Source organism: Streptomyces sp. NPDC051322 (assembly GCF_040689485.1).
Taxonomy (GTDB): domain Bacteria; phylum Actinomycetota; class Actinomycetes; order Streptomycetales; family Streptomycetaceae; genus Streptomyces.
Window position 1 is genome coordinate 198,837 of sequence record NZ_JBFBAK010000010.1, and the last position, 12,805, is coordinate 211,641.

The window sequence follows — 12,805 nt, forward strand, 5'->3', positions numbered from 1 at the left end:
GTCCACGATCCGGTGCGCCGCGACCCGGCCTCACGCGACGTAAACACGGTGGCACGACATCCGCCGCCTCACCCCCGCTGTACGCGTCCACCGCGGCACTGACAGCGTGGATGGCCGTCCGCAGGGGATGGGGGTCGCTACGGCAGGCCCGGATGAGCGGGACGGGCGCCGAGCGGGCCCGCCGCTGACCCGTACGACCGCAGCCCGGTGGTCCGGAGGTGTTCCGGCGCCCGGGCCGACCCGGGCGCCGGGTCTGCGTCAGATGACGCCCTGCGCCAGCATCGCGTCCGCGACCCGCTCGAAGCCGGCGATGTTGGCGCCGGTCACGTAGTCGCCGGGGGCGCCGTAGCGTTCGGCGGTTTCGTAGCAGGTGTGGTGGATGTCGCGCATGATGCGCAGGAGCTCCTCCTCGACGCGGGCGGGCGTCCAGGTGTCGCGGGCCGCGTTCTGCGACATCTCCAGGGCGCTGACCGCGACGCCGCCCGCGTTGGCGGCCTTGCCGGGGCCGAAGGCCACGCCCGCCGCGGTCAGCAGGTGGACCGCGTCGGGGGTGGTCGGCATGTTGGCGCCCTCGGAGACCGCCTTGACGCCGTTGCGGATCAGGGTGGTGGCGGCGTCGGCGCCGAGTTCGTTCTGGGTGGCCGAGGGGAGCGCGATGTCCGCGGGTACGTCCCAGACGCTGCCGCCGGCGACGTAACGGGCCGAGCCGCCGCGCCGGGTCGCGTACTCGCTGATCCGGCCGCGCTCGACCTCCTTGATCTGCTTGAGAAGGTCGACGTCGATGCCCTTGTCGTCCACCACGTAACCGCCGGAGTCCGAGCAGGTCAGTGGGTTCGCGCCGAGGGCCTTGAGCTTCTCGATGGTGTAGATGGCGACGTTGCCGGAACCGGACACGACGGCGGTTTGGCCCTGTACGTCCTCACCGCGCCGGTGCAGCATCTCGGCGGCGAAGTACACGTTGCCGTAGCCGGTCGCCTCGGGGCGGATCGCGGAGCCGCCCCACGAGGAGCCCTTGCCGGTGAGGACGCCGGCTTCCCAGCGGTTGGTGATGCGGCGGTACTGGCCGAACAGGTAGCCGATCTCCCGGCCGCCGACGCCGATGTCGCCGGCCGGTACGTCGGTGTGCTCGCCGATGTGGCGCTGCAACTCGGTCATGAAGGACTGGCAGAAGCGCATGACCTCCGAGTCGGAGCGGCCGTGCGGGTCGAAGTCACTGCCGCCCTTGCCGCCGCCGATGCCGAGGCCGGTCAGCGCGTTCTTGAAGATCTGCTCGAAACCGAGGAACTTCACGATGCCCAGATTGACGCTGGGGTGGAAGCGCAGGCCGCCCTTGTAGGGGCCCAGCGCGCTGTTGAACTCCACCCGGAAGCCGCGGTTGACGTGCACCTTCCCCCGGTCGTCCTGCCAGGGCACCCGGAAGAGGATCTGCCGCTCCGGCTCGCAGAGCCGCTCGACGATCGCGGCCTGCGCGTAGTCCTCGCGGGCGGCCAGCACCGGCGCCAGGCTCTCGAGTACTTCGTGGACGGCCTGGTGGAACTCGGGCTGGGCCGGGTTGCGGTGCTCGATCTCGGCGCGCAGCGAAGCGAGCCTGTCGTGCGAGGACTTCGAGACCGTCGACGAAGAAGTGGTCGGCGAAGTCGAGGTGGGCAGTGTCACAGGGGTGTCCCTTTCTGTCCGGCGCGTGCGTCGGCTGCCCGGTTGTGCGGCACGGCGGGCGGTCGGCCGCCCCAGTCTGCCCTCTGCCGGACGTACTCCGCGAGCAGCCCTCCGTTGATCCGTCCAGCTCTTGAGATGCCGAGCCGGGAGCAGGGCTGGTTCTCGGCCCGGACGGCGGCGGGAAGACACGAGGACTGCGGTAACAGACGGGTAATGAGACGTGTCAGGCGTGTGGTGAACGTGTGACGTAACACGGCACACCACACACCGGCCGCAGGCAACCGCCATCCGAAGTTCCCCGTCAAGCAGATCGAAAGCGCACGGGACGGCCCGTGCGGGGGGATCGGACGGAGCACCGCCTTGCACACGCCACCTCGATCCGGCCTGACCCGACGGCTTCTGCTGGCGGGTTTCGGCACGGGCGCCGCTTCTCTGGCACTGTCCGCCTGTTCGGTCCCCGAGACTCCGCGCCGGGGCACCCAAGCGGCCGATCCCCTGCCGGGCAAGGCGATATCCATAGCCCGGCACGAACGGCTGATGCAGATACTGGCGCATCCCGACGACGACCTGTACTTCATGAACCCGGACACCCAGCGGATGCTGGAATCCGGTACTCCGCTGGTCTGCGTGTACGTCACGGGGGGCGAGGCGACCGGCATCAATGTGATCGCCGGCCACCCGCGTCCCCGCCCCGACAAACCCGCCTACTCGTCGGCCCGCCACCAGGGACTGCGCCAGGCCTACGCCACCCTGCTCGGTCTGCCCGTCTTCACACCGTGGAGCAAGGGCGTCACCGAACTGCGCGGCGGGCACCGGGCCGAGATCAACACCCTGGTCAGTAATGGCCGACGGGTCGAGCTGATATTCCTCAACCTCGCCATGCACACCGCCCGCGGAGGACATCTCGGCCTCCCGTCGCTCTGGACCTACCGGGGCCTGAATCTGCGGACCGTGGTCGCCGAGGGCTCCCCGCTGGAGACGTCGGGAACGTACACCTATGACGCCCTGGTGGACGTGCTCACCGGCCTGCTGACCCAGTACCGGCCGACCGTCGTGCACACCATGGACCCGGACCCCGACATCCAGCACAGCCCGACCGCGGTCCGCCGCAAGGACAGCGAACAGGTCGGCTACTCCGACCACGCCGACCACACCGCCACCGCCTCCTTCAGCTGGGCCGCGCTGATCCGCTGGGTCGCCGAAGCCACCGCCGGGGGCGGCGACATACCGGCCTTCGTCACCACGGCCTACCGGGGCTACTACAACCGGCACTGGCCGAAGAACCTGTCGCGCAAGGTGCTCCTGGAGAAGGCCTCTCATCTGGTCCCGTACGGCGGCGGTGCCGACTGGCAGTGCGGAAATCCGGGCGGCTGCGGCGACTACAACGTGGGCGTGGGCCGTCCGCTGACCAACAAGAAGGGCTGGGTCCGCTCGACCCACTACCGCTATCCGGGGCCGCGCCCCCTGCTGACCGCCGAGGCCGACGGTCGGCTGGTCGGCTACGGGGTGCTCGGGCTGCGCGCGGTGCGCTGGCGGGAGACGACGCCCGGCAGCGGCCAGTGGGGCCCACCGGACGACCTGGGCGGCGGACCGCTGGCGCCCACCCTGGGCGGGGCGGCACTCGCCGACGGGACGCAACTGCTGTTCGCGCTGCGGTTCGACTCGCTCGCCGGACACGGCGCGTCCAACACCCGGGAGATCGCGCTGCTGCAACAGAACGCTCCCGGGGGGAAGTTCAGCGCCTGGACCGGCCTGGGGAATCCCGAGACCGAACCGGACAAGGGCCGCCGGATCGGGGTGCCGGTCGCCGTGACCGCCGCGGACGGGCAGGTCCACCTCTTCGTACGCAACGCGGCCCAGGGCATCAGCAGCCGAGTACGCGACACCACCGGACACTGGGGCGACTGGCGCGACCTGGGCGGCGAGCAGATACAGGACGGCCTCTCCGCGGCGGTGGACACGGCCGGGCTCGTCCATGTCTTCGCCGCCGGGCGCGACACCGTCCACCACTGGGCGCAGGGCTCCCCCGGCGGCCGGCTCGCGCTGCACCCGGAACCGGGGCTGCCGCTGCCCGGCGACTCGCCCACCGCGGTCGCCGCCCGGGACGGCGGTATCGACGTGTACTACCCGCGGCCCGCCTCGGCGCGGACCGACGCCGTGCACCTCGGCGGTACGCAGCCCGGCGCCCGGCCCACGACTCCGGTGCTGCCGGGCAAGGACGATCGCGGCCGGGTCCGGCTGCTGCTGAACGGACGGGTGACCGTCCGGAGCACCGGGGTGGTCCCGCTCCAGGGCACCGCGCTGCACGTCGCGAGCAGCCGGGACGGCGAGCCGACCGTCGCCGGTCTCGGGCCGGGCGCGCTGCCGTGGATGTGGCGGCCGGTGCGGGCCGTGTGAGAGCCCGGAGCACCACGCAGAGGGCCCCCGGTCCGCCGCGAACGGCGGGCCGGGGGCCCTCTTCATGCTCTGCGCTGGATGCTGAGCGCTTCGTGCGATGCGCTGAGCTGCCAGGTCAGACCGTCAAGTACGAACGTACTTACTTGAGGATCTTGGTGACCTGGCCGGCGCCCACGGTCCGGCCACCCTCACGGATGGCGAACTTCAGGCCCTCTTCCATGGCGACGGGCTGGATCAGCGAGACGTTCATGAGGGTGTTGTCGCCCGGCATGACCATCTCGGTGCCCTCGGGAAGGGTCACCACGCCCGTTACGTCCGTGGTACGGAAGTAGAACTGCGGGCGGTAGTTGTTGAAGAAGGGGGTGTGACGGCCACCCTCGTCCTTCGACAGGATGTAGGCCTGGGCCTCGAACTCGGTGTGCGGCGTGACCGAACCGGGCTTGATGATGACCTGGCCGCGCTCGACGTCCTCGCGCTTGATGCCACGAAGCAGCAGACCGACGTTCTCACCGGCCTGGCCCTCGTCGAGCAGCTTGCGGAACATCTCGATGCCGGTGACCGTGGTGGTGGTCTTCTCCTGCTTGATGCCCACGATGTCAACGGTCTCGTTGACCTTGAGGACACCGCGCTCGATACGACCGGTGACGACGGTGCCACGACCGGTGATCGTGAAGACGTCCTCGATCGGCATCAGGAACGGCTTCTCGACGTCACGCTCGGGCTGCGGGATGGCCTCGTCGACAGCCTTCATCAGGTTGAGGACGGACTCACCCCACTCCTTGTCGCCCTCGAGCGCCTTGAGCGCCGAGACCTTGACGACCGGAACGTCGTCGCCCGGGAACTCGTACTCGGAGAGGAGCTCACGGACCTCGAGCTCGACGAGCTCCAGGATCTCCTCGTCGTCCACCATGTCGGCCTTGTTCAGCGCGACAACGATGTAGGGAACGCCGACCTGGCGGGCCAGGAGCACGTGCTCCTTGGTCTGCGGCATCGGGCCGTCGGTGGCGGCGACCACGAGGATGGCGCCGTCCATCTGCGCGGCACCCGTGATCATGTTCTTGATGTAGTCCGCGTGACCGGGGCAGTCGACGTGCGCGTAGTGACGCGACTCCGTCTGGTACTCGACGTGCGCGATCGAGATCGTGATACCGCGCTGGCGCTCCTCAGGAGCCTTGTCGATCTGGTCGAAGGCCGAGGCCTCGTTCAGGTCCGGGTACGCGTCGTGCAGCACCTTGGTAATGGCGGCCGTGAGGGTCGTCTTACCGTGGTCGATGTGACCGATGGTGCCGATGTTGACGTGCGGCTTAGTCCGCTCGAACTTCGCCTTCGCCACTGGGTCCTCCTGTGGAGTGGTTCTGTACGCCTTGCTTCATCGGCGCCAGGTGATCTTTGCTGGGATGCCGGGCCCCGGGGCATTCAATCCATTCTGCACTGAATGCCCCGGTGACTCCGGTAATAAGCCTAAAGCGTGAACTCCGAAGAGTTACTCGCCCTTGGCCTTCGCGATGATCTCCTCGGCGACGTTCCGCGGAACCTCGGCGTAGGAGTCGAACTGCATCGAGTAGCTTGCGCGACCCGAGGTCTTGCTGCGGAGGTCTCCGACGTAGCCGAACATCTCCGAGAGTGGCACGAGACCCTTCACGACGCGAGCGCCGCTGCGCTCCTCCATGGCCTGAATCTGGCCACGGCGGGAGTTGAGGTCACCGATGACATCGCCCATGTAGTCCTCGGGCGTGGTGACCTCGACGGCCATCATCGGCTCGAGCAGCACGGGGGACGCCTTGCGGGCACCCTCCTTGAAGGCCTGCGAACCGGCGATCTTGAAGGCGAGCTCCGAGGAGTCCACCTCGTGGTAGCCACCGTCGAGAAGGGTGATGCGGACACCCACCATCTCGTAACCGGCCAGGATGCCGAACTTCATGGCTTCCTGAGCGCCCGCGTCCACCGAGGGGATGTACTCACGGGGGATGCGGCCACCGGTGACCTTGTTCACGAACTCGTACGACGCGTCGCCGCCCTCGATGGGCTCCATCGCGATCTGCACCTTCGCGAACTGGCCGGTACCACCAGTCTGCTTCTTGTGCGTGTAGTCGATGCGGTCGACGGTCTTGCGGATCGTCTCGCGGTAGGCGACCTGCGGCTTGCCGACGTTCGCCTCGACGCGGAACTCGCGCTTCATGCGGTCGACGAGCACCTCGAGGTGAAGCTCACCCATACCGCCGATGACGGTCTGGCCGGTCTCCTCGTTGGTGTGCACCTGGAAGGAGGGGTCCTCCTCCGAGAGGCGCTGGATGGCGACACCCAGCTTCTCCTGGTCGCCCTTGGACTTGGGCTCGATCGCGACCTCGATGACCGGCGCCGGGAAGTCCATGGACTCCAGGATCACCGGGTTCTTCTCGTCGCACAGCGTCTCACCGGTGGTGGTCTGCTTCAGGCCCATCACGGCGATGATGTCGCCGGCGCCCACCGACGCGATCTCCTCACGCTTGTTCGCGTGCATGCGGTAGATCTTGCCGATGCGCTCCTTCTTGCCCTTGACCGAGTTCAGCACCGCGGTGCCGGCCTCGAGGCGGCCCGAATAAATCCGGACGAAGGTGAGCTTGCCGAGGTGCGGGTCGCTCGCGATCTTGAACGCAAGACCGGAGAACGGCTCCTCGTCGGACGGCTGGCGCTTGACGACGACCTCGGAGTCCTTGACGTCGTGGCCCTCGATGGCCTCGACGTCCAGGGGGGAGGGCAGGTAGCGGACGACCGCGTCGAGCAGGGGCTGCACGCCCTTGTTCTTGAACGCGGTACCGCAGAAGACGGGAGTGACGGTGACGGAGTCCGCGGTCCCCTTGGAAGCAAGGGTGATACGGCGGATCGCCGCGTGCAGCTGCTCCTCGGTGGGCTCCTGGCCCTCGAGGTACAGCTCCATCATCTCGTCGTCGTTCTCCGAAACGGCTTCGAGCAGCTTGCCGCGCCACTCGTCGGCAGCCTCGGTGTGGGTGTCCGGGATGTCGACGATGTCGTACATCTCGCCCTTGGTCGCCTCGGCGGACCAGACAAAGGCCTTCATCGTCACGAGGTCGACGACGCCCTTGAAGTCGGCCTCGGCACCGATCGGGAGCTGCATGACCAGCGGCACCGCACCGAGGCGGTCGACGATCATGTCGACGCAGCGGTGGAACTCGGCGCCGGTACGGTCCAGCTTGTTGACGAAGCAGATGCGCGGCACGCCGTAGCGGTCCGCCTGACGCCAGACGGTCTCGGACTGCGGCTCGACGCCCGCCACACCGTCGAACACGGTGACAGCGCCGTCGAGGACGCGGAGCGAACGCTCCACCTCGACGGTGAAGTCGACGTGACCCGGGGTGTCGATGATGTTGATCGTGTGATCGACATCGTTGAGCGGCCAGTGGCAGGTCGTCGCGGCGGACGTGATCGTGATGCCGCGCTCCTGCTCCTGCTCCATCCAGTCCATCGTGGCAGCGCCGTCGTGGACTTCACCGATCTTGTAGCTCACACCGGTGTAGAAGAGGATCCGCTCAGTGGTGGTCGTCTTGCCCGCGTCGATGTGGGCCATGATCCCAATATTGCGGACCTTGGCCAGGTCAAGCGAAGTGGTGGCCATAAGGCTCAATCTTCTCTCGGTCTCGAGGTGGGTAGCGACTACCAGCGGTAGTGCGCGAAGGCCTTGTTGGACTCGGCCATCTTGTGGGTGTCCTCGCGCTTCTTGACAGCAGCGCCAAGACCGTTGGAGGCGTCGAGCAGCTCGTTCATGAGGCGCTCGGTCATGGTCTTCTCACGACGGGCGCGGGAGTAACCCACGATCCAGCGCAGCGAGAGGGTGGCGGCGCGGCCGGGCTTGACCTCGATCGGCACCTGGTACGTGGCGCCACCGACACGGCGGGACTTGACCTCGAGGGACGGCTTGACGTTCTCGAGAGCGCGCTTCAGCGTGATGACCGGGTCAGCGCCGGTCTTCTCGCGGAGGCCTTCCATGGCGCCGTACACGATCCGCTCGGCAGTGGAACGCTTGCCGTTGAGCAGGATCTTGTTGATCAGCGAGGTGACAAGAGGAGAACCGTAGACCGGGTCGATGATGACCGGGCGCTTCGGGGCAGGGCCCTTACGAGGCATTCTTACTTCTCCTTCTTGGCGCCGTAGCGGCTGCGGGCCTGCTTGCGGTTCTTGACACCCTGGGTGTCGAGCGAACCGCGGATGATCTTGTAGCGAACACCGGGCAGGTCCTTCACACGGCCACCACGCACGAGCACGATGGAGTGCTCCTGCAGGTTGTGTCCCTCACCCGGGATGTAGGCCGTGACCTCGATGCCCGAGGTCAGGCGCACACGCGCGACCTTGCGGAGCGCCGAGTTGGGCTTCTTCGGGGTGGTCGTGAAGACGCGGGTGCAGACGCCACGACGCTGGGGCGAACCCTCGAGCGCGGGGGTCTTGTTCTTCTCGACCTTGTCCTGCCGGCCCTTGCGGACCAGCTGCTGGATCGTAGGCACTACTTCTCCGGTTTCTGTGTGCCGTGTAGTGAAACTAACCTGGAACATCTCCGACCCACGCGGTCGGGTGTGTCGAATACTGCGGACTTCCGCCGAGATGACGGAGAGGGCGCAGATTGCGGTGGCTGCTTACGGCTCGTCATGCGGTTGAAGACACGCACAGGAGCCAGGGCACACCCCAGGCACAAGGTCAGAGCGTACCTATCGCATCGGCTCCGGTCAAAACAGATACCGCCGCGACCACCGGCCGCCCCCGAAAACACGCCATGCTACGCCACTGGGCGGCCACCCGCGAGGGGTGACCGCCCAGTGGACCTGCTACGCGCTTCTACTGGTTGTACGGACCGTAGTCGTAGTCCTCCAGCGGGACGGCCTGGCCGGAGCCGGTGCCGAACGGCGAGTAGTCGATGTCGTCGTAGCCGACGGCCGAGTACATCGCGGCCTTGGCCTCCTCGGTGGGCTCCACCCGGATGTTGCGGTAACGGGAGAGACCCGTACCGGCCGGGATGAGCTTACCGATGATGACGTTCTCCTTGAGGCCGATCAGGGAGTCCGACTTGGCGTTGATCGCCGCGTCGGTCAGAACCCTGGTGGTCTCCTGGAAGGACGCCGCCGACAGCCACGACTCGGTGGCCAGCGAGGCCTTGGTGATACCCATCAGCTGCGGACGGCCGGAGGCCGGGTGGCCGCCTTCCGTAACCACACGACGGTTCTCGGTCTCGAACTTCGAGCGCTCGACGAGCTCGCCCGGCAGCAGCTCCGCGTCGCCGGACTCGATGATCGTCACCCGGCGCAGCATCTGCCGGATGATGATCTCGATGTGCTTGTCGTGGATCGACACGCCCTGCGAGTTGTAGACCTTCTGGACTTCGCCGACCAGGTGCACCTGGACCGCACGCTGGCCGAGAATGCGCAGCACGTCGTGCGGGTTGGTGGCACCCACGGTGAGCTTCTGGCCCACCTCGACCCTGTCGCCCTCGCCCACCAGCAGACGGGCGCGCTTGGAGATCGGGAACGGCGTCTCCTCGCTGCCGTCGTCCGGAGTGACGACGAGCTTCTTGGTCTTCTCGGTCTCCTCGATGCGGACGGTGCCCGCCGCCTCGGAGATCGGCGCGACACCCTTGGGCGTACGCGCTTCGAAGAGCTCGACGACACGCGGCAGACCCTGCGTGATGTCGTCACCGGCCACACCACCGGTGTGGAAGGTACGCATCGTCAGCTGGGTACCGGGCTCACCGATGGACTGGGCGGCGATGATGCCGACCGCCTCACCGATGTCGACCAGCTTGCCGGTGGCCAGCGAGCGTCCGTAGCAGAAGGCACAGGTGCCGACCGCGGACTCACAGGTCAGGACCGAGCGGGTCTTGACCTCCTCGACACCGGCGCCCACCAGCGCGTCGATCAGGACATCGCCCAGGTCGACGTTGGCCGGCGCGATGACCTTGCCGTCGATGACGACGTCCTCGGCGAGCATCCGGGCGTAGACCGAGGTCTCGACGTCCTCCGTCTTGCGGAGCACACCGTCCTCGCCCTTGACCGCGATCTTCAGCTTCAGACCACGCTCGGTGCCGCAGTCCTCCTCGCGGATGATCACGTCCTGCGAGACGTCCACCAGACGACGGGTCAGGTAACCCGAGTCGGCGGTACGCAGGGCGGTGTCCGCGAGGCCCTTACGGGCACCGTGGGTGGAGATGAAGTACTCCAGGACGGACAGACCCTCACGGAACGACGCCTTGATGGGACGCGGAATCGTCTCGTTCTTGGCGTTCGACACCAGACCGCGCATACCGGCGATCTGACGCATCTGCATCATGTTTCCTCGGGCACCCGAGTCAACCATCATGAAGATGGGGTTCGTCTTGGGGAAGTTCGCGTTCATCGCCTCGGCAACCTCGTTGGTCGCCTTGGTCCAGATCGCGATGAGCTCCTGGGTGCGCTCGTCCTTGGTGATCAGACCGCGCTCGTACTGCTTCTGGACCTTCTCGTCCTGGGCCTCGTAGCCCTGGACGATGGCCTTCTTGGCCTCCGGGACGACGATGTCCGAAACGGCCACGGTCACGCCGGAACGGGTCGCCCAGTGGAAGCCGGCCGCCTTCAGGTTGTCGAGCGTCGCCGCCACGATGACCTTGGGGTAGCGCTCGGCCAGGTCGTTGACGATCTCGGAGAGCTGCTTCTTGCCCACCGAGTAGTCGACGAACGGGTAGTCCTCGGGCAGCAGCTCGTTGAAGAGCGCGCGGCCCAGCGTGGTACGCAGCCGGAAGGTGTCGCCCGGCTGGTACTCCGGCTCGCCCGGCTCGGCGACCGGCGGCACCCAGCCACGCGGCGGGATGGTGCCCACCGGGAAGCGGATGTCGACCTTCGCCTGCAGCGACAGCTCGCGGTTGTCGAAGGCCATGATCGCCTCGGCCGCGGAACCGAAGCTCCGGCCCTCGCCGATGACCTTGCGCTCCGCCTCGTCGGTCGTGAGGAAGAACAGCCCGAGCACCATGTCCTGGGTCGGCATGGTGACGGGACGACCGTCGGCCGGCTTCAGGATGTTGTTCGAGGACAGCATCAGGATGCGGGCCTCGGCCTGCGCCTCTGCCGACAGCGGCAGGTGCACGGCCATCTGGTCACCGTCGAAGTCCGCGTTGAACGCGGTGCAGACGAGCGGGTGGATCTGGATGGCCTTGCCCTCGACCAGCTGCGGCTCGAAGGCCTGGATGCCCAGACGGTGCAGGGTCGGCGCACGGTTCAGCAGCACCGGGTGCTCGGCGATGACCTCTTCGAGGACGTCGTACACCACGGTGCGGCCACGCTCGACCATGCGCTTGGCCGACTTGATGTTCTGCGCGTGGTTCAGGTCGACCAGGCGCTTCATCACGAACGGCTTGAAGAGCTCCAGCGCCATGGCCTTCGGCAGACCGCACTGGTGCAGCTTGAGCTGCGGGCCGACGACGATCACGGAACGCGCGGAGTAGTCCACACGCTTGCCGAGCAGGTTCTGACGGAAACGGCCCTGCTTGCCCTTGAGCATGTCGCTCAGGGACTTCAGCGGACGGTTACCGGGTCCGGTGACCGGGCGACCGCGGCGGCCGTTGTCGAACAGCGCGTCGACGGCCTCCTGCAGCATCCGCTTCTCGTTGTTCACGATGATCTCGGGGGCACCGAGGTCAAGGAGACGCTTGAGGCGGTTGTTGCGGTTGATCACCCGGCGGTACAGGTCGTTCAGGTCGGAGGTCGCGAAGCGGCCACCGTCCAGCTGCACCATCGGACGCAGGTCCGGCGGGATGACCGGCACGCAGTCGAGCACCATGCCCTTGGGCTTGTTGGCCGTCTGCAGGAACGCGGAGACGACCTTCAGGCGCTTGAGCGCACGGGTCTTCTTCTGGCCCTTGCCGGTGCGGATGATCTCGCGAAGGCGCTCGGCCTCCTCGTCGAGGTCGAACGACTCCAGGCGCTTCTGCAGGGCAGCGGCACCCATGCAGCCGTCGAAGTACGTGCCGAAGCGGTCACGCAGCTCGCGGTAGAGCAGCTCGTCGCCCTCCAGGTCCTGGACCTTGAGGTTCTTGAAGCGGCTCCACACCTCGTCGAGACGGTCGATCTCGCGCTGCGCACGGTCGCGCAGCTGCTTCATCTCACGCTCGGCGCCTTCGCGCACCTTGCGGCGCACGTCGGCCTTGGCGCCCTCGGCCTCCAGCTCGGCCAGGTCGGTCTCGAGCTTCTTGGCGCGGGCCTCGAGGTCCGAGTCACGACGGTTCTCGACCTGCTGACGCTCGACGGAGACGTGCGCCTCCAGCGAGGGCAGGTCGCGCGTCCGGCGCTCCTCGTCCACGAAGGTGATCATGTATGCGGCGAAGTAGATGACCTTCTCGAGGTCCTTCGGCGCCAGGTCGAGCAGGTAGCCCAGCCGGGACGGGACGCCCTTGAAGTACCAGATGTGGGTGACGGGCGCGGCCAGCTCGATGTGGCCCATCCGCTCACGACGCACCTTGGCGCGAGTGACCTCGACGCCGCAGCGCTCGCAGATGATGCCCTTGAAGCGGACACGCTTGTACTTGCCGCAGTAGCACTCCCAGTCCCGGGTCGGACCGAAGATCTTCTCGCAGAAGAGTCCGTCCTTCTCGGGCTTGAGCGTGCGGTAGTTGATGGTCTCCGGCTTCTTCACTTCGCCGTGGGACCAGGTCCGGATGTCGTCCGCGGTGGCGAGGCCAATCCGCAGCTCGTCGAAGAAGTTGACGTCGAGCACTTGTCGTCAATCCCTCTTTCGGGGGTTC

General features: G+C 67.3%; 7 protein-coding genes. 1 reads left to right on the top strand and 6 read right to left on the bottom strand.

Features of this window, described 5'->3' with window-relative positions; genetic code table 11:
- Positions 1 to 258: 258 nt before the first annotated feature.
- Positions 259 to 1,650: an NADP-specific glutamate dehydrogenase gene (gdhA, locus tag AB0436_RS23730; protein WP_366470044.1), complete on the bottom strand. Its 1,392-nt coding sequence runs from the start codon at positions 1,648 to 1,650 to the stop codon at positions 259 to 261.
- A 405-nt stretch (positions 1,651 to 2,055) separates the two neighbouring features.
- Between gdhA and AB0436_RS23735 the strand changes: the two genes are divergently transcribed.
- Positions 2,056 to 4,053, top strand: coding sequence for a PIG-L family deacetylase (locus tag AB0436_RS23735; RefSeq protein ID WP_366470045.1), 1,998 nt, complete (start codon positions 2,056 to 2,058; stop codon positions 4,051 to 4,053).
- 139 nt (positions 4,054 to 4,192) lie between these two features.
- Here AB0436_RS23735 and tuf read toward each other — a convergent pair whose 3' ends face one another.
- The 5 genes from tuf to AB0436_RS23760 all read right to left on the bottom strand — a co-directional run bounded on the left by tuf (position 4,193) and on the right by AB0436_RS23760 (position 12,777).
- Complete coding sequence (tuf, locus tag AB0436_RS23740) at positions 4,193 to 5,386, bottom strand: elongation factor Tu (RefSeq protein WP_366469930.1); 1,194 nt, start codon at positions 5,384 to 5,386, stop codon at positions 4,193 to 4,195.
- Between the two features lie 150 nt (positions 5,387 to 5,536).
- On the bottom strand, positions 5,537 to 7,666 hold the full coding sequence (gene fusA, locus AB0436_RS23745) for an elongation factor G (protein ID WP_366469931.1): 2,130 nt from the start codon (positions 7,664 to 7,666) through the stop codon (positions 5,537 to 5,539).
- A 38-nt stretch (positions 7,667 to 7,704) separates the two neighbouring features.
- A complete protein-coding gene (rpsG, locus tag AB0436_RS23750) occupies positions 7,705 to 8,175 on the bottom strand; it encodes a 30S ribosomal protein S7 (protein ID WP_365851787.1) in 471 nt (156 codons plus the stop codon).
- Between the two features lie 2 nt (positions 8,176 to 8,177).
- Complete coding sequence (gene rpsL / locus AB0436_RS23755; protein WP_003948652.1) at positions 8,178 to 8,549, bottom strand: 30S ribosomal protein S12; 372 nt, start codon at positions 8,547 to 8,549, stop codon at positions 8,178 to 8,180.
- 328 nt (positions 8,550 to 8,877) lie between these two features.
- Positions 8,878 to 12,777: a DNA-directed RNA polymerase subunit beta' gene (locus AB0436_RS23760; RefSeq protein ID WP_366469932.1), complete on the bottom strand. Its 3,900-nt coding sequence runs from the start codon at positions 12,775 to 12,777 to the stop codon at positions 8,878 to 8,880.
- Positions 12,778 to 12,805 lie beyond the last annotated feature (28 nt).